Source organism: Bythopirellula goksoeyrii (assembly GCF_008065115.1).
Lineage (GTDB): Bacteria > Planctomycetota > Planctomycetia > Pirellulales > Lacipirellulaceae > Bythopirellula > Bythopirellula goksoeyrii.
Window position 1 is genome coordinate 2,938,726 of the sequence record NZ_CP042913.1, and the last position, 21,890, is coordinate 2,960,615.

General features: G+C 48.4%; 17 protein-coding genes. 1 reads left to right on the forward strand and 16 read right to left on the reverse strand.

The window, feature by feature from the left end; all coding sequences use genetic code 11:
- Positions 1–17: 17 nt before the first annotated feature.
- The 6 genes from Pr1d_RS11610 to Pr1d_RS26670 all read right to left on the reverse strand — a co-directional run bounded on the left by Pr1d_RS11610 (position 18) and on the right by Pr1d_RS26670 (position 9,495).
- A complete protein-coding gene (locus Pr1d_RS11610) occupies positions 18–2,900 on the reverse strand; it encodes an AAA family ATPase (protein WP_148073682.1) in 2,883 nt (960 codons plus the stop codon).
- Between the two features lie 6 nt (positions 2,901–2,906).
- A complete protein-coding gene (locus Pr1d_RS11615) occupies positions 2,907–5,546 on the reverse strand; it encodes a GAP1-N2 domain-containing protein (protein WP_148073683.1) in 2,640 nt (879 codons plus the stop codon).
- A gap of 18 nt (positions 5,547–5,564) precedes the next feature.
- The gene (locus tag Pr1d_RS11620) at positions 5,565–6,698 is read right to left on the reverse strand and encodes a hypothetical protein (protein ID WP_148073684.1); all 1,134 of its coding nucleotides are present in this window, start codon (positions 6,696–6,698) and stop codon (positions 5,565–5,567) included.
- Positions 6,699–6,866: 168 nt separating this feature from the next.
- A complete protein-coding gene (locus Pr1d_RS11625) occupies positions 6,867–7,541 on the reverse strand; it encodes a hypothetical protein (RefSeq protein ID WP_148073685.1) in 675 nt (224 codons plus the stop codon).
- Positions 7,542–7,647: 106 nt separating this feature from the next.
- The gene (locus tag Pr1d_RS11630) at positions 7,648–8,319 is read right to left on the reverse strand and encodes an MJ0042-type zinc finger domain-containing protein (protein WP_168205190.1); all 672 of its coding nucleotides are present in this window, start codon (positions 8,317–8,319) and stop codon (positions 7,648–7,650) included.
- 270 nt (positions 8,320–8,589) lie between these two features.
- Positions 8,590–9,495, reverse strand: coding sequence for a GYF domain-containing protein (locus Pr1d_RS26670; RefSeq protein ID WP_390622088.1), 906 nt, complete (start codon positions 9,493–9,495; stop codon positions 8,590–8,592).
- 331 nt (positions 9,496–9,826) lie between these two features.
- On the opposite strand from Pr1d_RS26670, the gene Pr1d_RS11640 reads away from it, so the two are divergent.
- Positions 9,827–10,240 carry an integrase core domain-containing protein gene (locus Pr1d_RS11640; protein WP_148073688.1) on the forward strand — a complete coding sequence of 138 codons (414 nt, stop codon included), beginning with the start codon at positions 9,827–9,829 and terminating at the stop codon, positions 10,238–10,240.
- A gap of 250 nt (positions 10,241–10,490) precedes the next feature.
- Here the strand turns inward: Pr1d_RS11640 and Pr1d_RS11645 are convergent, their stop codons facing one another.
- The 10 genes from Pr1d_RS11645 to Pr1d_RS11690 all read right to left on the reverse strand — a co-directional run bounded on the left by Pr1d_RS11645 (position 10,491) and on the right by Pr1d_RS11690 (position 21,603).
- Positions 10,491–11,501: a WD40/YVTN/BNR-like repeat-containing protein gene (locus Pr1d_RS11645; RefSeq protein ID WP_148073689.1), complete on the reverse strand. Its 1,011-nt coding sequence runs from the start codon at positions 11,499–11,501 to the stop codon at positions 10,491–10,493.
- Between the two features lie 34 nt (positions 11,502–11,535).
- The gene (locus Pr1d_RS11650) at positions 11,536–12,825 is read right to left on the reverse strand and encodes a DUF4434 domain-containing protein (RefSeq protein WP_168205192.1); all 1,290 of its coding nucleotides are present in this window, start codon (positions 12,823–12,825) and stop codon (positions 11,536–11,538) included.
- Positions 12,826–13,014: 189 nt separating this feature from the next.
- Positions 13,015–15,060, reverse strand: coding sequence for a DUF4434 domain-containing protein (locus Pr1d_RS11655; protein WP_168205193.1), 2,046 nt, complete (start codon positions 15,058–15,060; stop codon positions 13,015–13,017).
- 182 nt (positions 15,061–15,242) lie between these two features.
- Positions 15,243–16,496: a M20 family metallopeptidase gene (locus tag Pr1d_RS11660; protein ID WP_148073692.1), complete on the reverse strand. Its 1,254-nt coding sequence runs from the start codon at positions 16,494–16,496 to the stop codon at positions 15,243–15,245.
- Positions 16,493–17,542 carry a GntG family PLP-dependent aldolase gene (locus tag Pr1d_RS11665; protein ID WP_148073693.1) on the reverse strand — a complete coding sequence of 350 codons (1,050 nt, stop codon included), beginning with the start codon at positions 17,540–17,542 and terminating at the stop codon, positions 16,493–16,495. The genes Pr1d_RS11660 and Pr1d_RS11665 overlap by 4 nt, the downstream gene beginning before the upstream one ends.
- A 72-nt stretch (positions 17,543–17,614) precedes the next feature.
- The gene (locus Pr1d_RS11670) at positions 17,615–18,676 is read right to left on the reverse strand and encodes a phosphotransferase enzyme family protein (protein WP_148073694.1); all 1,062 of its coding nucleotides are present in this window, start codon (positions 18,674–18,676) and stop codon (positions 17,615–17,617) included.
- A complete protein-coding gene (locus Pr1d_RS11675) occupies positions 18,669–19,127 on the reverse strand; it encodes a DUF3830 family protein (RefSeq protein ID WP_148073695.1) in 459 nt (152 codons plus the stop codon). The genes Pr1d_RS11670 and Pr1d_RS11675 overlap by 8 nt, the downstream gene beginning before the upstream one ends.
- 16 nt (positions 19,128–19,143) lie before the next feature.
- Complete coding sequence (locus Pr1d_RS11680) at positions 19,144–19,602, reverse strand: hypothetical protein (protein WP_148073696.1); 459 nt, start codon at positions 19,600–19,602, stop codon at positions 19,144–19,146.
- Positions 19,603–19,640: 38 nt separating this feature from the next.
- Positions 19,641–20,615, reverse strand: a complete 975-nt coding sequence (locus Pr1d_RS11685) for a DUF1559 family PulG-like putative transporter (protein WP_168205495.1) — start codon at positions 20,613–20,615, stop codon at positions 19,641–19,643.
- Positions 20,616–20,901: 286 nt separating this feature from the next.
- Complete coding sequence (locus Pr1d_RS11690) at positions 20,902–21,603, reverse strand: GntR family transcriptional regulator (RefSeq protein WP_148073698.1); 702 nt, start codon at positions 21,601–21,603, stop codon at positions 20,902–20,904.
- Between the last annotated feature and the right edge of the window lie 287 nt (positions 21,604–21,890).

The following is a 21,890-nucleotide window of genomic DNA, read 5'->3' on the forward strand; positions in this document are numbered from 1 at the left end:
TTTATGAAGAGTAAATGTTAAGGACTAGCTGTGACGGGGAGTTCGGTTCGTAAAAACAACGGCGTGCCTAGCGGTTCAAGACTCTCTTTTGCAATGCTCCATGTTACCTTTCCAGAATTCACTCTAGCAACTTGCTTCAATTGTGCTTTCTTGTTGCCTGACGTAGTTGCGATATACAGCTTTCCCTCAGAGGTCTCGGGGAGAAGTGGATAGCATTCCCATTCCGAGCCCTGCTTGCGGCCTAGCACAGCAACCCAGGTGAGTGAATAGCTAGGGGGTAGACAATTGGAACGAAAGAACTCTTTCTTAGACTTTACAAGTTCGTCAAAACCAACGAATCCTGCGACGACTGCTTGAGCATCACGTCGCGCTGCCTGGGCATCATTGTCGTCGGGAAGGTACCACGCTACGGAAAAGTCAATTCCCGAGTTATCGATCTCCTCGATGACTCCTTCGAATGCCTCTTGAAACTGGTAACTTCCGTCACAGCCCGTCTGTAAAACTCTACGAAGCAAATCCAGGCCCAAAACAGCGTCCAGCGGATGCTCCTGTTTTAGCTTTTCGCGGATATTGCTGGCGAGGAGATAGAAGGTTTTGTCCCAGTTCTCAGTCGGCAGTTGGTCTAGTTTGTTTTTCGATTCCTCTGCAATGTCTGATTGAGGTGCGCGACCATGCCAGATAACACTGCTTGCCTGTAGGGCTCTCGACTTAGGAGGATTGGATGAGTCTATTAGGTACTTAAATCTCAATTCTTTACCTGAACCGACTTCCTGAGGAGCTTCGGGACAGTAGAAGCGAGTGTTTTCCTTGTCGACCACCATCCAGAGGTTGTACATGAACTTGTTTTGCACGAGTGAGTATTTGAGTTCTGCCAAATTGATGTCCTTCCGAGCGACCACCTTATCTAAATAAGGCTTGCGTTTCTCAAATTCTTTGCTGAGAACATTCTCCAAAGTCTGTTGCTCTAGCTCATTGCCTAAGTCAAGTGTCTCGGTAGCCTCCATTGCAGTTTGCGTTGTCCAATTGGGTCTCACCTCAGACCAAAAACGATCCCATTTGATTACGGAAAGCCAGGCTTCCTTCTCCCCTATTACCTGTCTCGCATTCGAGGCAGCAAGAGAGTCAGGCTGCTCTCTTACCACATCAGCCAGTGCTTTCTCAAATACATCGATACGGCCGGCAGACTTGTATACTGCATTCATCAACCGACGTTCTTTATCGGCTTCACTTTGTTGCCGGATAATAGTACGCAGCTTATTCTCAAGCACATCGCCACGGTTGCGGAGACTAGAGGAAACTCCTGAGTGACTTGCAAGGTCTTCTTGCAACTTCGTTAGGAGTGACCAAGTCTCCGTTTCATCCGAGCTGCCATTCCGTTCGAGAACGGCTAGTTTTTCGCTCCACTTCTTGACGGCTGCCAGGAATGCTTTGTCACGAACCACTTGCTGTTGTTGGTCGTACTTGCGAAGCTTGAACTCGAGATTGGCGAGGCGTTGCTTCTCATCTTCAGTCTCTGCGAGTTCTCTAATCTGGTCCAAAATCGCTTTGTCGAGATTTTCGACACTTTGAGATTCTGCATAGTCTAGCAGCTCAGCAATTGCTTGAGCCCGACTTTGTTCCTCACTAACTCCCTTTGCAACTTGTGAATGCAGCGATTGAATCTTGGCGTCCTCTTGGAAGTCTTGAGGTAGCCCACTAAAATAGCTCTCCGCTTGGGTCCAGCTCTCTTCGTCAACCAACTCGGAAAAGGCCGTGCGGTGCTCAAGTAAAGTCTCTCGCTGTTGCTGCACTCTCCAGTAGGCAAAGCTTGCAACCGCTATCACTATCAGTGATGCAACGATTGAGGCACCAATCAACCGACCGCGGCGGTGTGAATGAGCCGACTGTGTTGCAATGCGATCCTGCACGCGAGTCAGAAGGCCTTCGGGAATCGGAAGGTCAAATCGTTGCGTCTTGTGTAGGAGGGATTCTAGTTTCTGCTTAGGATCATCTCGTTCGAGCGCTGTTTCCAGTGACTGAAGTCTAGCCTCGAATTCACGTTGTCGATCTGCCGTTCTGAGCTGCTCGTTGACCCACTCAATCGCTTCGCCTGATCGTTGGGCTAAGGGGTCTTGTGGGGAAAGGCTCACAAGCTGAGCATACTCGTTCCATCTAGTAGTCAATTCAGCTGCGCGTGGGACATCGAACTCGCTGTATGCTTGATCGAGTTGAGGCACCAACTCTTCCAATTGTTGGCGTGCGTCGCGATGTTCGAGGGAGCGATAGCCTTCCCTAATCTCCTTCACTAGATCGGGTGAGACCTCACTGGACCATTTCGCATTGTTCAGCTCAGCTTGCAATTCGGAAAGTCTGGCGAGATCACCATTGAGAGTCGCTTCCGCAGCCTCCGACTTAATCTGACGCAATCGTAATCGTTCGTAGTCAGCAAGGTCAGTTTGCCACGAAAAGTTAAGCTCATCGAGAGCAGTGAGTTTTCTCAACACTTCAATGCGTGCCGACAAGGGTGCCCGAGCCAGGGCCAAAAGCCGATGTTGCCTGAGTAACTGCTCAAGGGGACGTATCTCGGCATAGGCCACGTTGAGTCGCTTGGCAGCATCGAGTTCTAACTGAGGTGGTAGTTGCAGATTCCATTGCGCAAGCATCCCTTGCCATTCTTCCAGGAAGGGGAAATCAAGATCTGCGACGTGATTCAGTAATGGGGGTTCTAGCTCGGCCGACTGGATCGCCTCGCTCCGCAAGCCATCTCGCAGCAGTTTGTCGACCTGCCTCAAACGCTTATTCGCTTCGCGACAAGATTCGTTATAGGCAATCGACGCCTCACGGACCAAATCGGGGTCCGCAGTCTCCGGTGCGTTTACCGCATCACGTATGTCATCCAGAAACCAGAGGTCGGTGCTCATGTCGGTTTACTTCTTGGAACTTCGAAAGGGACGAGTGTTAACTGTGGATTCAAAAATGATTTCTCCTGCCCCATACTCTTCATAAGTAGTGGGATCGTAAGTCTTTAGTGCTGTTCCAAGCTCACAGTCGCATTCAACCTTCTTCAAATCCTTTAAACACATTTCCGGATCGAAATTGTCAGGAAACTCTTTTGAATTGTGTTCAATATCCAGCTTATTGAATCTCTCTTGAACCGCTCTACGATCTTTCTCGTCTCCTTTCAAGAGGGCTTCTTTTTCAGCAGTTGTTCCTTTTCTAAGGATATCAACTGCCGACTGCCAACCTGAAGAATCTTCGAGCAGATCTTCATTTTTACAAAATTTCTTGAATGCATTGGCTGCAATAATCCAGTCACTTATGATTTTGAACGATATCTTTTTGGGTTCCTGTTTTGTTTCCGTTGCAACCCAAGTCAACGTCGTGTTGAAATCTCCGTTAACAGAGTTCTGGTTTGTGTAATTAGGCCTTAGTTCGAGTGATATTTGAAACCAGAGATTTCTCCAGCTGCCAAAAGTTACCAGAAGCGGCGAAGTCTCATCTGAAGCAAAGTTTTTACTCTCGGAATTGGAATCAACGAAGCTAAGATAGTAACGAGAACTTGGATCGGTATCCGAAATGGTCCATTTTGCGCAAAGCAACTCTCTTGTATTAAGCTGCTGCTCCCAAGGCTTGGAATCATCAATCAACTTAATAGTGGGCGCGACCTTCCTTCTCTTGCGAAGTGACAAAAGACAATGATGCGTCTCAGAAGAACCATCACTGGAGGCAGAAAGATCAATAACACAATGAGACAAATACCTCCTGAATTTTTCCTTTTGCCCTTGCTTTGATAGTTTTAACGAAAGGAATGTTCCTTCAGGGTTTAGCTCCAAGATCGCTGGCAGGCGTGGTTTCATATGGGAGCCACGTTCCTCCGAAGGGCATAACTTAAGCGGATTCTGATCATCAAATTGCAAAGTCGAGCCAGGAATCTTTCCTTCGTTATCTTCTGACTTCAGAATTTCAGGATAATAACACTTAGCTTTCAGGTCTCTTTCTTGTAATTCTGAATTTAGAGGGATTCTCCACTCAAATCGTGTTAGCCTTTTGTTTTCATCTAGCTCCAACAAATCGATTGTCTCGATATGATTCTTAAACGGATTTACATCCTTGGATATATTTCCGGTTGCGTTCTCGGGCGTAACATTTGCATCTGATGCAGCAACGGGAATTGTATGTGTTGCTTGATTCGGCTCATTCTTGCTTAAGGAGGCTCCTAAATGCGATTCTGTTATTGTGTTGGGAATATCGGGAGATCCTGATGTATCTAGTTCCAATTTGCTTTCTTGTATTATATTTGTTGGACGCGCTTCATCAGCAATCTCACCTGATTTGGGCAGCCGCTGCTCTTTCACTGCCGGTGTCTTTTTCTCATCTACACCCTTTTCCTCTGATGCGGCGCCCGTTGCAACTGGATCACTAGACTCTTCGCTCTTTGGTGGGGAAATCGAACTGTGCTCCGCAACCTGGCTGGCTACCTTGGTGAACCAATCCTTTTTGAACCCATAGTAGAGGGCAAAGGAGCTAGCAACTAAGAAAAGTAACACGGCCAATGCGCCTGCCAAGAGCCAGGCGCTCTTTCGTTCTGCAGATTCTCCCTGCGAATGAAAACGGGACTGTGTTTTGGGTTCAAATCGTCTAGGTAAAGGAGGAGGAGCAGAAGTCACGACGTCTGCTAAGTTGACTTCGTAGGCATCCTCATCCACCAGCTCTACTTCGTCAGAGTCTGAAATCAAAACCGAAGGCAAATCCGGATGACTAGCCTCTGGTACGTCACCTGTGCGAGCAGCAGTCGTGAAGGCACCTTCCGAAGGAGATCCCAATTTCTGGCAGAGATCCAAGACTTTTAGTTCATAACGTTTGCGAAGCTGCTCGGCTTCAGGGGTTCCATCAACAGCAAATCGAACCCGACAATCAATCCCGGGAGGGATCTTGGTATAAAACGTGGTGTAGGTGGTCTGCCATCGTATGGCAGGTGGCAGCAAAGCCAGCGACTCTTCAAGAAGTCGCAGCGGCTCGACTCCTAAAGGATAGATGATCCATTGCTCGTTATCCCTGCTGCGGAGCAACCGCTCGGCGAGGACGCCTCCCCATCCTGCGTCTCCCGTGACCTCCTGCCAATAATCACAGACAGCAGGATTCAATTCTGTTGTTGGTAGGTCCCTCGGACGTTCTATGAGGTGGGGTTCACCGCTCCAGGATATTTCATGGAATCCGGAGTAGCCCTGGATGGCTGTTGGTCCTAGATCAGGAAGTTTCACTGAGCTAAGTACTACGTGGTGTGCCAGCTTATTGGTACGCCCTGAGTAATCCAATCCTGCATCCGCAACCCGTGAGAGAATCTGGAGGCTGCGTCCCCCCAAGCGAACTTTCAGGTGGCTGTAGACGACCGGGTTTCGCGCAGAATCTGCTGATCCAGGCTCGGCGAGGTGCCGATAACCGCTCAGTGATTCAAGCAAGCCCACCAGATTGGCGGCCATCCCTGCCGTGCTAGCTACGGTACAGAATCCCTTGCTCCCAGGCTTAAGCCCTTGAGGTGATGAAGTGTAAATGAGTTCCTCGATCATGGACTTCAACTCGTCAGCCTATTGTGAATTGGTGGCTCGTTGGCAGGTGGGAACTAATCCCCCCGTCGTACAAGCCAATGCCGTCAAGAAGGGAACCTCGCACCACATGGGATTTATATTCTTTGGTTTTACGCCCCACTGCTCCTTTCCTTCGACCGTGCCCATGTACTCCGGAGCGCTGCCTGTAGCGCTCACGGGGATAAACCACGTCTGGTGACTGAATTCTTCTGCCGCACTCACGAGCTCAGGCGTCACTTGACTCAATAAGCCTCGAATGGCATCAGACACTTTCTTAACCAAATCCATGTCCAGGCAAGACAATCCTTTGTTTCCAACTGGACGCCATGGGGTTGGAAGTCGCTCATAGTGATTCAGTGGCCACCAAGCATCGTATTTGGTGACCATAACGATAAGGGGTTGCTGCCTGCGTTCGGTCTGCTTGAGGCCTGAGTGGTGGCGAACTCGATGCACAAGCTCATGCAATACAGTCTCTTGTCGGGCGGTCACAGGTGCCTTGGAAATCTGGTAATCGTCGGTACGGCCTTGACAAGCCTCTCGAAAACGAGGGTCTTGAGTCGGATCGAAGCAAAACAAAATTGCGTGAGATTGCGAGAGGTGCCGTGTTACAGGGGAGGCAACCGTATCTGCCCCTGGAAGGAAAGACTCTCCGGCGTTGTCATAGACACATAGGATTCTTGATACCTTGCTGGCATTCTCAGCAGAAGGATGCTTCTGTGTAGTGCGAAGGGTAAATAGAAAAGGTCGAGGATAGCTAATTCTCTGTTCTCCATATTGGACAATGTCATAAGCATCACCTTGTTCCTCAGTCTTCTTCAGTTTAACGATCTGATCAGAACTCGGATTGTGAAATTGATCTTCTTCATATTTGTTTAGGATGCTGTTGGAGGTTGGATCTGCATCGGAGAAGCTGAGGAGAAAATTCCTGGGCAGGGTTTGCCTAAGCGTCCACGTCATCGCAGCTAGATAATAGCTCTTCCCACAGGAAGGAGTCCCAGCAATCGACATGAATACTGGGGGAAGTTCCAGCAGCTCGCGAGGGATAGTCAGGTGGCAACGAGGGCAAGCAAGTTCCTGGCAAACCATGCCACGAATATCAATGGCATTCCCCTCAGCATTGAATCGTGTCGGCAAGAACCTCTGATGCTTATCAGGCCCAAGCCTCGGGTCATTAAGGAGATCTGGGTGCGTAGCAACCCAGAGTACATCCTCGGATGCAAATGCTTCCCAGCAATGGGGACAGTTTATACGTGTGCGTAGACCTATGCGGATTTTTTTGGAGACCACAGACATTCAGCTGTCTCATTTGATTTTCAGAGGTTTACCGATGATAGGAATGCCTTTAGCTCCAAGTCCTTCTCCATATTTCTCTAAGTCTTTTAAGAGATCTTCCGATAATTCATCGCACGCTTTGTCGGCCAGGTGAGGCTGAAGCGATTGCCACCCTTGCAGAGCCTGCTCATAGGCTTCAGCATTGTCGCCACTCTTCGATAGTTCAGAAGACTTCTCACGTTGACGGTTTGCATAAGCCAAAGCATCCTCAGGCGAATCAAACTTTGGCGAGGGCATTGTTGGCTGGGATACACCGCCTGTGCCTGTAGCTGAATCACCGGCTCCAGATGGTGCGTTAGCAGGTGAGCCATTTCCTGAGCCCCCGCCATTCCCATTGGAACTTTCATTTCCTTCGCCAGAAGCCCCTCCGGTTTCAGAATCGCCAGCTTGCCCCGCATCTCCTTTTTTATCTGAAGTTTCCGATTCATTCTCACCACCGCTTGGCCCTCCTTCGCTCTCTTCGCTCTCAGTACTGCCAGATTCTGAGGAAGCTTCTTCTCCCTGAGTACCCTGAGAAGTTGAGTCATCAGCTTCTTGTTGGGCAGGTTGGCTCGGAGAGCTTGAGCTTTCTCTGCATCCTTGGCAGCCGGATGAAATGCTGAGGAGAGTTACTACCAAAGAAGAACAGAGAAAAGTGTGGACCATGGTCTGGACAGCCTCTACATTGAAAGAGCGTGAAGTAGGTAGGCCAAACCATCCATATTAGCCCAGAAGTATTCCAAGAGCAAGTCTATGGAATTTGTGGATACTACTATGGTTCAGATTGTTGCCTATGTGGCATCGGAGATTTTTCGACAGCCATTTGCTCAAGTAACTCTTGGGATGCGAAAGTATTTCGCTCAATCTGAATACCGAGGCGAATAATGTTAGAAATGAACAGCAGGACTAAATTGACTAATCCGACACCGACGCACAATCGGAAAATATAAAAAAGAAATCCGCTAAGGTTCTGGCCGGAGCTGACACGGTTTTCTGAATACTCATAACACAGAATCGCAATTGCAATAGCCGCAAGAACGACAAAAATAATTGCTAAGAATTCAAGGGTCCTCGCTATGATACGTAACGCCCAATAATCCCTCGAAGGAGTCGCGGTGTTTCGTAACCATCGATTCTCAGTGTCGGGGGCAATGGCTGTGGTGCTTGAATCCTCATGCTTGAATTCTGGAGGCGAGGGAGGTACTGGGGGGACATTAGCGACATCATTCCGCGACTGAGTAGGCCCATCAAAGTCAATGTCAAAGGAATCTGGATTTACTGCTGCACTCTTGACTGGCGGTTTTTCTATCACAACTGGGGTAGCAGGGACTTCGGCAAGTACAAAACGCTCTCCACATTTCGTACAACGTGTACGTTTGCCGATAACGGCTTGAGCGACTTGAAACCGGGCAGAGCAGTGAGGACAAGCGGTAGTGACTTGCATATTAATTGGATCCATGGATCTCGGCAGAAAGCCACTAAATCATCTTCTCGAATATTGGGCAGAGTAGTGTTATGTCCTCACTAGGCCGAGTCTAATTGCCCAAGTGACGGCTTTCAACTAAATCCATGAGTAATCCATGGACAAAATGAGAATACTGCAGAAAACGTTCAAACTCAGGCCACATTGCCTGCAAGAAATGACCCAGGCACATTGGTGGGTTCAGGTAGAGTTTGAGAAGTGAGGCAATTGCGATAAGTTTCAGCTGGGAAACTATATGCTTGCTAGGCGTACAAACATTATCAACAAAGACAAGCCAGCAAGAATCATTCCACCAGTTCGCATACCTCCGCCACCTAATGAGGGATTTCGCATGAGGCTGTTCGTGGAGACAGTTCCGCATACTAGCGCCATCGGTGCGAAAAGGATTGGCAGGATTAGTAGTGATAAGATGCCGGAAATCAATGTAAGCACAGCGAAAGGATCTGTTCCCGTGATCTTGGGGTTGTTTGGAACATACTCCTGTTTGAACTCTGCGCTACTTAGTGGAGCGCCACAATTGGGGCAGGTTGTCGCTCGCCTGGATATGGTAGCGCCGCAATCAGGACATTGAGTTAAAGACTCTTTTCGGGAAGTAGATGGATGTGATGCACGAGTGTGCCCGGTCTCTTTGTCTCTATGCCCCAAGTCTCCCGGGGAATCATTGGCCCCCGACTGCTTCGCTATCTCAAGTAATCCTGGAATCGCATCTGCAGCCAGCCAATTTGGGAACTTGTTTGTCCAGACCAATGTGCTTGGCGCGACCTGCCCAGACAAATTGCGTTCGCTAAATTCGGAGAAAGAGATCGGACCAATAGTCTCTCCCATCGATTGGAAATACCAGTCAGAAGTGAGGCAGTCACTAACTGAGGGAATTCCATCCGACGCTAGTGTTTGGTCAGAGGATTGTTCGAGACTCAGATTCTTTTCAATAGTAAAAGCTTTGCCGCATTTGGTACATTTCGTATTTTTCCCCAGCAGCCGAGACGGCATGTTGAAAGTAGCCCCACAATTTGGGCAATCCACTTCTATGGCTGAGTTAGCAGGCATGGCATTGTGTCTAGATTGCGACGGTATAAATAGCTTTCTTGCCTCGCAACAATCTGGAGACCTCGGAGAATTGTTACCGAACGTCCCCATTCCCAAAAAGGTTGCACTCAAATCAGTATAGCTTCGCTGAGAGCCGCAATGAATGCCTGTGCAATATAATACATGAGCTTGAAGCTCCTGATCCTAGGAAGCTGGAAAGGTTTCCCCTCACAATCCGCCAAATGATACCAGTCTCCGCCAAGGTGAGAGTCTGGCGGAGTGTGGCGAGACTGTGGCGGGGTGTGACATAGAGCTTGTGACGAGATTGAGGCTAGAATTGGCTACCCAGAGGAGGATACCGCGATGCGATGGCATGTGATATTGATGTGACTTCTTCTCCAAACGGGCAATCTGCCGACGGGGAATCAAGCAGTTATTTGCGATGGTGCACTTAAATGTGGCGACCAGAAATGTATGGATTTCACCAAGTACGGCCAAACCGACTCCCGAGTGGGTGAAAGAGCAATCCAAAGCAATTTTAGCTTACGCTTCACGGGAGGATCTTTCGGTCGACCTTGTAACTCGTGACCGGGATAACCTTTATCGAAAAGTGTTCGACGAGACGTGTACCAAACAGGGAGTCCGAGTCAAGACGCTGAGCTATCGCTCTCCCGTTCTCAACGCTTACGTGGAACGCTTTATTCAGTCGATTCAGGTGGAATGTTTGGACCATTTTCTGATCTTTGGCGAACCGCACCTGGATTATTTGGTTCGGGAATACGTCGAGCACTATCACTGGGAGCGGCCGCACCAGGGACTCGATAATCGGTTGATTTCAGGACAGCCACTGCCATGATAACGTCCTAATTATTGCGCAGATTGAGAGGGCAGCACCTGCTTGGTAGGAATAATGACTGCCAATTCCACAACAAATCACCCATTACGAGCGAATGGATCAGGCTCGAAATTCCAATTTGCTCTGAACCAGGACGAAAGCCCAAGCCAAACTGAGATCCCAGAGAAATCAGTGTGTTTGATAGATGGCTTGAGTTTTCTAAGAAAAGCCATTACTTGTTCGTCCTGCACCACAGGCTTCATAGTCAGAATCATTCTGGGATTCCCGAATAAACAATCTTGCCGTTATTTGTCCCTCCGACAATCGCCTTATGAGTGGGCTCGTTGATAAAGATCGCATGATCGATCCAGTCTTCCTTGCAATCGTGAAAAATGTTACCCAACGAAATCCACGAAGCCCCTAGATTCTCGGACAGGTAGAGTAATCTTGATCCGGCATATGTAGAGTAAAGCACATTCTCACCTCCAGCCCAAACAAAATCGTCAGCGAATGGAGCTAAGTGTCCTTGGTCTTTCCAGGTTTCACCATTGTCATTGCTGGTAAGGATTATGCCTTTCTCCGTTCCAACTAGAATGGTATGGGGAGGGATATATTCAAATGCATACAGTTCGGAATTTGCCAAATGTCCCAGATCCTTCCAAGTCAATCCATCATCCTTTGACTTGTATACGTGTCCAGCCCACCCGTTAGCAACTACTCCATCTCCGACTTCCAAGAGACGATAAAGTGGCTTTGAAGAAATGGGACCGAGATCTGTCCACGAGTTGCCATTATCAAGCGATCGGTAAATATGTCCGCCCCGAGGTGCTGTATCCGTTACTATCAGAGTTCCCTTTGACGTAACAAGTAGACCGTAGGCATTGGCGAAAACAGGATTCTGAGCTCCCGACACCTTCCCCAAGTCTTCCCAAGTTTCTCCATAGTCTTCTGTACGCCAGACATGTGCTTGGTTGCCAGTCAGAAGAAAGCCAACGCCATCATGCCCGCTGGCTAAACATGTTATCAAGTCGGTACCGGTGATATTGCCAACTCTAGCCCAAGTAATCCCATAATCTGAGCTTCGATAGATAACGCCTGGATCCGGGGCGCGGGTACCGGCCAGTACTACACCATTGCCGAAGTAGGCAATTGCATCGATTCTTGAGCTAGGGCATATTTCGATAGACTTGAACTTGATCTCTGCACAATCGGCTGGGGAAGTGCAAGGCAGAACTAACACACAGAGAAGTAGGAGGGCTCGAAGTGCACAATAGACCATCATTGACTCGCTATTTGCCCAACCTTTGCTACTACTTCTACTTCAGTTCGAGTTTCTTCTTCATTTTTAGATAGTACTCTCGATACGAATCATAGAGCTTGACTGCTTTTGGGCCACCAAGTTCGACCTCTGCTGAGGGACTTTCCATGTAGCCGAGAACTGTGTAGGTCGAGATGACATCGACGTACTTCTTCTCTATTTCAAGTTGTTGAAAAACACGGTCGAAACTAGGTGGATACGAATTGCCGTATGCTGGGCCATCCATTTGCCAGATTTCAAGGTTGGTCCAAAGGTGTTTATCAGTTCCGCGGTGGGCATTGGCGTAGGTAGAGTACACCTCTTCAAGTGTCTCGATTCGACGTTGGGGATCAAAAGTATTTTCGTAAGGCACGTAGCCAGATCCCACGGCATCCTGGTAGGCAATAATATCAACATCCGAGTCTTCGAGAGCCCCAGGAGGCAGGAGGGGGGTTCCTGAAGGTGAAATGAGTACTGGCTTGTCCGCCTCAAAAGTTCGCAGAAACTTAGTAATCGGGTTGTAGTATGATTTACTCGCTTGAGCGATATCGTTGGCCTCGTGCGAAAGATACCAACCGTAAAACGATGGCTCGTGCTTATAAAGAGCCCACAATTCGGTGGCGATTTTCATGCTATGGGCTAGAGCGGCCTCATTTCGTTCACGATCATCGAATCCAGTCCACGTCAGCAGTAAGTCCGGACCTCGGCCTAAACCGACGATCACATGTTGTCCATTTTTCGAAGCTTGGTTGAGAATCGTCCCCACTACGTCGAATGAGACGGTACTGTCATCTTCCTCAAAAACCTGGCTGGGGTAATACATCCCATTATTGAGATAGACTGCCTCAGGATAGGAGATTATCAGACTGGTCATCCCAATCTTGTAACAGCTATCAATAGCATCTCGTAGATCCTGTTCAGTAGGTGGTCGCCGTTGTGACAATGCATCGGGGGTCATCACGCCCGGATCGATCCAACCTACCTGAAGCAATGGCACGGCAATAGAATCGCAAGCCACCACAGACAAAGGCCACTCGTCCGATTGAACGAGACCCTCAGGACCAGTGACACGGCAAGTGATTTTGTTATCGCCAACGTAATCGGCGGTTGAAAGTCGATAGGAAAAGAGTTCTTGGCCATGGGCATTTACTTCTAACGGAGTTCCGACTAGAGGACGTATCTCTCCGTCGGCCATTTCAAGCGATAACACGAGATTGACAATCGTGGAAGTCGTGGAGTGATTCCGAACAGCGACCCGAATCTCGATCTCCACCTTGTCCGAGACCAGCGCAGGAGGGATAACTGTCATGCTTGAACTGAACGTTGGCTTTTCCTTGGACTCTTTATTAGGTTGTTCGGCTAAGCAGTTCTGGATGACATAGAACGAAATAGCGAGGAAAGAGAGCCTCAGAACCGACCAAGGTGATCGACAAACAAACTTTTCCAAACCATTCATATGCGAAAAAACCATTATCGATTTTTCAGATGCTGCAAAAGATCAAACCAAGTTCTCCCGCCCCGAACGACTTGGTGCTAGAAAAGCAATAGCCAGTCCGAACAGCAGCATGAAACTCGCTGGCTCTGGGACCACGGTCAAGTTAGTCAAAGGAAGCAATGAACTTCCCAAGTTTCTCTGCCACACCAGGAAGTCCGCAGCATCGGTATCGCCGTCGTCGTCAGCATCCGATCCGTTGCCATTTCCATAGTCCGATTGCCATTTCAGTAAGTCGGCGTCGTCGACGACGAAATCACCGTTAAAGTCGCCTGGGAGTTCTGGAAAATCAGGTCCGACCAGTGAGACTCCGTCAATCAAATAGTGTCCCGTTCCCACCCCAAATGAATTGTCTTGGATGGCAAACACGAGTCTCGCAATGGTGGCACCAGCCGGGGCGGTTATGAACGCACTCTGCAGGTCCCATTCAGTATCACTAAACAAGAGAGATGTGGAATCGAGGATCGTGGCTGAACCTGAATCAGAAAGCATCCAGACCTGAGCTGCCAGCCAACCGTCGGAAGGATCACTTACAAGTTCTTTAACAAAAGCAGAAAACTTATATTCTGCACCGGCCAGAACAGAGAAGTCCTGAGTGAGCCAGGGTAAACCACTGTTGGAACCAATATCCAAACTCACAGAAGTGTCACTGCCAGAAGCACCATCATTCGAAAGTGAAACGACTTGATTGACGCCATTGCCTGCAAACTGCCAATCCAAAGGCTGGCTGCCGCCAGCAGCAAGTCCTTGCTCGAAGCCAGGATTGTCGGCGTAGTTCACTGTCTTGAGGCCCTGTACGATCTGCTCGTAGTAGTCCTGATAGTCCTCATAGAGATTCAACGCCTTCTGTCCCCCAAGGAAAACAGTGGTATCCGGATGCTCGAAAAATCCGAGCCATTCGTACGAAGAAATACTATCAACATAGTTCTTTTCTATTTCGATTTGTTGCAGCAATCGACTAAAATCTGTCGCGTAGGCATTTGAATAGGTGGGGCCATTCATCTGCCAAGATTCAAGATTTGTCCAAAGATGTTTGTCGACACCTGTGTGCGCGGCTTGATAGGAATCGTACACAGCTTCAAGCATGTCAATCCGCTGTTGTGGGTCATAAGTGTACTCTCCCGGTATGTATCCAGCCCCTACCGCATCCTGATACGCGAAAATATCAACATGCGAATCAGCCAAGATCGAGGGAGAAATAATAGGAGTCCCTGACGGAGAGACCATCACCGGCTTGTCTGCTTCAAACTCTCTTAAAATATCCGTCATGGGGTTGTAATACGCATCACTTGCTTGTTGGATGTCATTGGCTTCATGGGCCAAGTACCAACCGTAGAACGATGGTTCATGGCTGTAGAGGTCCCACAATTCCGTGGCAAGCTGTGTTCCATGGTCCAATGCCGCTGCGATACGGGTGGGATCGTCAAACCCGTTCCAAGTCAAATAGAGGTCATCTCCTCGGCCCAGGCCGACAAATACTTTTTGCCCATTAAGCGAGGCTTGATTGAGAATTGTTCCCACGACGTCAAAACTGGCAATGCTTCCATAGTGCTGACTTGGATAGAAAGTTCCCCAGTTATTGAGAATGTACTCCGAGTAACTGATAATCAGCGTGTCAACTCCCACGTCGTGAGCCGCATCAATACTGTCACGAACATCCTGCGCAGTGACTGGTCGAGTCTGGAAATAGATGCCAGGCAAGATTGCACCGGGATCAATCCATACTGAAGAAAGTGTCGGAACTGCCCGTGTGTTACTAGCGACAACTTGAAAGGAAGACTCTCCCATCAATTGAGGACCAGTCGTGGGCGTTACACGGTACTTGATGGTGTTTTTGCCAGCATGGCCTCCCGTCGGGACCCATTCTGAATAGAGTGATTGCCCATTGGCGGGAACAATGACATTGGTAGTGGTGATTGCCTCAATCCCTAAAGGAGAGTCGCGAAAGAGTTCCAGGCTATAGCTCTGTGAAGTGCTGGCTGAATTTCGAATCGAGACTCTGGTTTCTACTCGCGTAAGATCGGTTACAGGTCCTGGGGCAACTACGCTCATACTTGCGGAATTTGCGTAAACTTGCCTTATTGGCGCAACTGAAGATGCAACCAATAGGAGTAGAAACAGGAGAATCGAGGGCCCGAGGCAAGCTCTTTTCATGTCAAAATCTGCTTGAGTATTCAATAATTCGTGCAAAGGACGTGAACACTAGAAAGTATAACCGCATTTATGCAAAAGAGTTACAGATTGGCACTATTCATAGTATCTGATACCGAATCCGATAGGTTGTTCGGAATAACTACCTGAGATTCCTCAAAACCAGACTTAAACGAATGCAGCATGATTTGCTTGTAAACCTCTACAGCCTGAGCAACTTCAGATAGTGCTACTCTTTCATCAATCGCATGAGCAAAACTAATATCCCCTGGTCCCAACACGACTGCGGGACACAAGTTACTTACCCAAGCTGCATCCGTTCCGTAAGGTTCTCCGCGAAGTGCCACTCGACTAGAGACATTTTCATGGCAAATCTCAAGCAAGTCCTGACAAAAAGGAAGTTTTGGATCCGTACTCAAGGCAGGCGTCATCAGTTGCAGTGGACTGTGTGAAATCTGCCATTCGAGAGTTTCCAAGTATTCCACCAATGTCTCAAACTCACGAGCAGGATCCATATTTGGCAAAATCCGGAAATCAATTGCTGCCTTACATTCATCTGCCGTCGCATTTCTGGTTCGACCTCCCTCTATCATAGTTACCGTGATCGTAGGCCCTGTCATATACCGACTGCGGTACGTCGCCTGCAAGCGATTTTGGTAAGTTTGGAGAGCCGACACCACTTCTGTCATTCCTAGAATTGCGTTGGTTCCAAGTTCAGGTCGGCAGGTATGGGCACTCGTGCCATGAACGACAATATCCCAACGAATGGTTCCCTTATGCTGAACCACGGGGGATAGTCTTGTTGGCTCACCAAAAATGGCATAAGCAAGGTCGGGATGAGAATTCTCAACGAAATGGCGGATTCCTGTCTGGGCATTTTCCTCGTCCCCTGCACAAAGCAGGACTATGGGTATGGGAGGCTCAGCTCCTGCTTCGAGAATCTCAAGTAAAGCCAGAATCATGGCGGCGAGGCTTCCTTTATCATCACAGGCTCCTCGACCAATGAGACAGCCATCTTCGACCACCGGAACAAGGGCCCGATCACGCCAGTCGTCAGCAGGTACAGTATCGATATGGGACTCAAACAATCCTACTGGACATCCTTGGGTGTCTCCAAAGCAAATGATCAGATTCTCATGAAACGCACTGCAGGTTTGCCTTTGTAACGACACCTTGTTCCTGTACGGTGCAAATAGCTTCTCGATAAACTCGATCGATTCACGCTCTACTGGTTGGGATCGCGAATAGGGGCGACCCATTGGATTGATCGAATCAAGACTTACGAGACTGGAGAGTAACTCCGTCACACGAGTTAAGCGTTGAGAGTCACTTCTCATGCCAATACCTCCTCTTTACACAGTACCTTCTTAACACGATCGACGACCTCTTCGATTGTGCCATCGTCATGGTGAAGATTGGTGCACATTCGAATATGATGAGGTGGGCGTGTACTGACAATTACTCCCGATTCTTTGAGACGACTAGTCAATTCGCTTGTCGACATTCCTGATTCGCTGTGGTCGATATAAACCATGTTGGATTCGACTGTTTCCATGTCGACGGATAGACCAGGTAACCCATTGATCATTTCAGCCAAACGCCTAGCACGTTGATGATCTTCTCGGAGACGCTCGACGTTGTTTTGAAGAGCATAGATGCCTGCAGCGGCAATTACTCCTGCTTGTCGCATTCCTCCGCCTAAGCGTTTGCGCGCTCGATCTACTTTGCCAATGAATTCCTTGCTGCCTGCGACGAAAGAACCCAGTGGACATCCAAGGCCCTTAGTCAAGCAGACTTGAATTGAATCGACGTTCTCGGTGAAGTCTGAAGCGCGCACTCCTGCAGCGGCTGCTGCATTGAAAATGCGAGCACCATCAAGATGGACTGCCAATCCATGTTCCCTCGCTACTTGGCAGAGTTCATTGTGTAATTGCAATGGGACAACGCGGCCACCACTCCGATTGTGAGTATTCTCAAGACAAAGTAGACGGCACTCGGGATAATGCAGATTTGGTTTGCGAATCTTTCCCGCAAGTTCCTCAGGATCGATCATGCCTTGGTGGCTGGGAACGGGCATCGGCATTAGTCCAGCAATATTAGCTAACCCTCCCACTTCGTAGTAGAAAATATGGGAATCTGGGTCCAATATAACTTCGTCGCCTGGGTTGCCATGAGCCATTAGCGCTGTCAGGTTTCCCATATTGCCACTAAGAACTAATAAAGCTGCTTCCATGCCTACCATCTCAGCGGCAAGCTTTTCAAACTCCTTCACGGTGGGATCTTCACCATAAGTATCATCTCCTAGCTGTGCATGAAGAATCGCGTCGAGCATGCCCGCGGAAGGAAGAGTCTGAGTGTCGCTACGTATGTTAATGATTTCCATAATTAGTTTCCTTTCATACGTTCTTGCTTTGAGTTATCTAGGACCCGGAGTGCTACGTAGAAAAACACTCTCTCAGTTAAGTTCGATTTGCTCCATCATCTCGATCCGCAGGCCAATTAATTCACTGTATTCCTGGTCCTGTGCAGAATCCAGGCTCCTGACTAACTGCATGCGTTGCCGCAGATCTTCAAGTTGGCGCGCTAGGCAGCATGTCGGCACTAAGTCTTTCTCTTGCTGAGTGAGTGGTATCTCTATCACTTCAGAATATCCAGAAAGGTAGCTGGCCACATGGTCAACACGGAAGCGATTAAAATCTGGGTGACCTGAGGGACAGCGATTTAGTACATCTCCAAGTGCATCATAGATCCTATGTCCAAAGTGAACACAATCCCAATCTATAAAGTTACAAACACTTGACTCATCCAAAACCAGATTCACTGGCGAAATGTCTCCATGAACAATCTGCGTTGAAACAGATTGGATATCATGTTTCTTCAGTGAGGCCACCAATCGCTTCCACTGCTCATCAACTGCACTCTCATTCAACAAGAACCTGGAGGCCGACTCACTCTCTAAAGAGGTTCGTGACTTTCGAATCTCGTCCATCGATTTTTGCCAATTCTTGTAAAGAAGATTGACCCGATTCAATCGAATGGGGGGAAGATCGTCCAGTAAGTCAGGGTCCCCTCCGGGCCGTGCCTGTGCAAGAGAATTGTGTAGCCTAGCTACTTGCTTTCCAAGACTTACAAGGAACCCAGGATCTTTCTCACACCTCTGATGCCAAGTAATCCAATCAACAACTTCTCCTGGAACGTATTTATGCAGCGCGAAAACCCCAATTCCACCAGGTAAGGGAGTGCTCCAGCTTCCATCCAAAGTTTGAACTACTGATGAGCACGGTACTCCACGAGTGGTAGCAGCAGCAATCGATTCCGCCTGAAACCGAAATGCCTCCTCACTAGCGCGAAATCTATGCGTTCGCAATAAAAACTCACCTGTATCGCAAGTCAGCAACACCGGTCGCGAAAACATTCCTCCACTCAGGACCCGCTCTTTCTGGATCATGCCCAGCTCAAAGCGATCCAGAAATGCGAGCTGGCTCTCATCGAGTTGTGAGGACTTCGTACTAATCATCAACCTTCTCAATTCGCAAAGGCTTTACACCTTCACGGCGCATGCGCCGACAAACCGCAAAAAAGTCATCGGCATCAGATGAGAACTCGGCAAATATGTTTACTTCAAAAGGGCCGCCCCACATGCGTGGTTCTGCATCGATGTCGTAAAACCAACAGATCTCCGCGAAATCCTCTTCAACACCATACACTGAGCCAGCTGCCATCCAAGTGAACCCGACTTGGCCCTTGGAAACAGACGAAGTAGCATTTTCGGGATCAACACGTATCAAAGTTTCCAAAATCTGTACACATTCGCTCCCGGAGTAGATGCCATGGTGTGACTTTCCTACAGAGGGCAGTACATTGCAAACCTCAGAGCAAGTCTTCGGTGCTACTTCCCACAAGAGGTTGGCACGCGCAGCGGCTTGTTCTTCGAAAAAGGTAAACAGGAGTGCTGCAGGCTGGTTCATAGAAATGCTTAGCTACTTAAAGGGAAAAATCGAGAGTTGTGTTTTCAGGAGAAATATTTGCTACCAATTCGCTGTTACTATTAAACTTTGCTGGGAGGAAAGGTTCTTTCTGTTGCATCGTCCCCCTGCTCCCCTCTTTACGATCTGGTGACAGAAGGTTGGGCACTTCAACACCAGTTGATTTGTAGGCTTGTATTTCAACACGGTATTGCCCACCAACATTTGGGCTATCCGATGAGATAGAGTATTCCCCATTGACGATTTCAGCAGCAAGCGTCTTGTTTATTGAGTTTTCAATAGGGATGAACGTAATGGTACCATCTTTAATCGGGCTGCCTTGATAAGTGACTGCTCCATGAGCAATCACTCGATTTTCCACAGAGCGATCGCACCCCATTAGTGCAATGCTAGGTAGTAATGCTCCTAACACAAAAACACACCGGTCTCGCACTCTGAGGTCGAACTGTTGTTTCATGGTAATCTGATACGTCTTAATTGGAGCAGCAAAGATTCTCACAATGTTCCGATCACTTGTCCGTCATCGACCTCTACGAGCCTTGTAGCAGTCACATAGTCGATATCTTCACTAAGAAAACGCACAGAACCATCAGCCATCGAAGTCTCTACGCCACCCGGATGATAACTATGGAAACCGAACGAATGGCCATTGATCATCTTTTTTCGGGTGTCGAAGGGGCCTTGGGTGGTAGTCGTCGACGCTATCATCGTCGCAGAAAAACAAGCAAGTCCGTTGCTTGGAGGTCCAGGTGGACCCGGCCAATAAGCTGCAGAGAACTGTCCGAATTCAGGTTTGTTGGAACGCTCGCCGAATAGAAAAGTGTTGCTCGTACCATCGAGAATATCACCCACACTGGTCTCACTATTGCGATAGAGAACCCCTGTCGGACCATTTGGGCACTGAAAAGGAGAGGTTTGTCCTTTCTCGTATTGTCCGAAAAGGCAGGGAGGACAGGTGGTCCCACTTCCAACATAGTTAGAAACTGCTAAGGCAGGGATGTCGGGAAAGTAGTTGCCTTGCCCCTCCCATTCTTCATAGGGGGGACTGTAATCGGAAGGACAACGGTAAACCTCCAAAGGGATGCCAACCAAATCGATGTTTTCCACCACTCCCCCGGGAGTGCCATCAGTGATTTTTTTCTCGAGATCAAATTGATCATATAGTACCTGCTGCTCCATGTACGGCAAAACCAATAGGCCCCACGAAGCAAAAGGGAATCGATCTCGTGATGGGTTGATATTGTTTTCCTTCCAACCATTAGGGAATCTCTTCATGGCTGAATGATGGTTCTGAAATGCTAGACCAATCTGTTTCAGATTATTCGCACACTGACTTCGACGGGCAGACTCACGTGCGGCTTGAACTGCTGGAAGCAAGAGTCCCACTAAAACGCCTATGATTGCAATCACCACAAGAAGTTCTACAAGCGTAAACGCTTTTACCGATCGCTTGCGTGTGGAGTATCTCATTTCTCTTTGAGATACTTGGGGGAACAAGTTTTCCGGCTGTGCCAGAAAAGCTCTCGTTGAATATGCTGGTTTAACACCCATTGCCGGAAATCCCTTAGAATGGTGCTGTGAGAGCCCAATCCAACAAGCGGAGTGGGCTGCAAGAATAATCCCCAAATCAGCCTCTAGTATACCAAGGGCCAACATGAATGCAAGTCAAAACTTGATTTCGCAAGCCGATGGACTTTAGGGAGTGCTGATTTCCGTACGATTTCGAAATTACGGGAGGAAGTCTTTGCAGCAACTTTCAAGTTGTGCGCAAATGTTCTTCCATTAGCTTACGGGCACTCTTTGCATCTTCTTCTGCTAAAGCCTGAAGAATTTCGAGATGTTCCACATATTCCTGACCAAATCTAACGGAGGACTTGTCAGAGAGCTCATAAGCGAGTTTCTTATAGGACCAACACTTACGAATCGCGACTTTGAAAGGCAGGTTCTGGCAAAACTCTGCGATGGAAAGATGAAGGGCCGCATCGAAAAAAGCCGCCGCGGGAATCCAGTTTCGATCGGGCAGTGGGGCAGCTTCGTGACTGAGAGTCCACAGGTCATCGAAAACATCCTCTGGGATATTTCCACATGATAAGAAGGCGGCCTCCGGTTCGAGAAGCCGCCTCAGCGACCGAGTTTGAGTCATCCAATCTGCCGCTGCAGGATTAACGATGGCCGGTTGCTTTGTACGTTGGATAAGAATTCCATCAGCGATTAGTTGAGATAATGCTCGAGCCAGTGGTGTACGGCTAACACCAAACTGCTCAGCCAACAACGTACTACTGAGTTCCGATCCAGCCGGAATCTTGCCTCGAATGATTTCCGTCAGAATCTTTTCACCGACTTTGTCGGAAAGCAACTGCAAGTCGTCGCTGCCCGGGTCGACAATTTCTTGTACTCGAGGATAACGATGAGGACTGAATGAGCTACGAACGTTCGCTTTTACGGCCGCCTTTTTCATTAAAGAGTTTCTCGCCAAGGGTTTCCTCCAAGTTACATCACCGTATCGGAGTTTGTATTAGGATCTCTGAACAGACCAGAATAGAATGTTGCTGAGAATACTAAATCGCACTTTCCAGCGTACACACTACCAGATTTGTTGTTTTTTTGACTAATCTGATAATTTTCTTGACATTAGATAGAGAGGCCATTAGATTGAATGCAAGTTGCCATGATGAATGCAACAGGCTGAACATCCGAGTCCACTGTCTTTACGTTAATCTGTTCGTTGTAAGTATTCTAGTTCAA

Coding starts and splice junctions, on each gene's coding strand:
- Pr1d_RS11625 (WP_148073685.1), bottom strand. CDS start 7,541: ATGGTCCACACTTTTCTCTGTTCTTCTTTGGTAGTAACTCTCCTCAGC.
- Pr1d_RS11675 (WP_148073695.1), bottom strand. CDS start 19,127: ATGAACCAGCCTGCAGCACTCCTGTTTACCTTTTTCGAAGAACAAGCC.
- Pr1d_RS11660 (WP_148073692.1), bottom strand. CDS start 16,496: ATGAGAAGTGACTCTCAACGCTTAACTCGTGTGACGGAGTTACTCTCC.
- Pr1d_RS11680 (WP_148073696.1), bottom strand. CDS start 19,602: ATGAAACAACAGTTCGACCTCAGAGTGCGAGACCGGTGTGTTTTTGTG.
- Pr1d_RS11690 (WP_148073698.1), bottom strand. CDS start 21,603: ATGAAAAAGGCGGCCGTAAAAGCGAACGTTCGTAGCTCATTCAGTCCT.
- Pr1d_RS11645 (WP_148073689.1), bottom strand. CDS start 11,501: ATGATGGTCTATTGTGCACTTCGAGCCCTCCTACTTCTCTGTGTGTTA.
- Pr1d_RS11615 (WP_148073683.1), bottom strand. CDS start 5,546: ATGATCGAGGAACTCATTTACACTTCATCACCTCAAGGGCTTAAGCCT.
- Pr1d_RS11685 (WP_168205495.1), bottom strand. CDS start 20,615: ATGAGATACTCCACACGCAAGCGATCGGTAAAAGCGTTTACGCTTGTA.
- Pr1d_RS26670 (WP_390622088.1), bottom strand. CDS start 9,495: ATGGGGACGTTCGGTAACAATTCTCCGAGGTCTCCAGATTGTTGCGAG.
- Pr1d_RS11640 (WP_148073688.1), top strand. CDS start 9,827: ATGGTGCACTTAAATGTGGCGACCAGAAATGTATGGATTTCACCAAGT.
- Pr1d_RS11610 (WP_148073682.1), bottom strand. CDS start 2,900: ATGAGCACCGACCTCTGGTTTCTGGATGACATACGTGATGCGGTAAAC.
- Pr1d_RS11655 (WP_168205193.1), bottom strand. CDS start 15,060: ATGAGCGTAGTTGCCCCAGGACCTGTAACCGATCTTACGCGAGTAGAA.
- Pr1d_RS11650 (WP_168205192.1), bottom strand. CDS start 12,825: ATGACAGTTATCCCTCCTGCGCTGGTCTCGGACAAGGTGGAGATCGAG.
- Pr1d_RS11665 (WP_148073693.1), bottom strand. CDS start 17,542: ATGGAAATCATTAACATACGTAGCGACACTCAGACTCTTCCTTCCGCG.
- Pr1d_RS11670 (WP_148073694.1), bottom strand. CDS start 18,676: ATGATTAGTACGAAGTCCTCACAACTCGATGAGAGCCAGCTCGCATTT.
- Pr1d_RS11630 (WP_168205190.1), bottom strand. CDS start 8,319: ATGCAAGTCACTACCGCTTGTCCTCACTGCTCTGCCCGGTTTCAAGTC.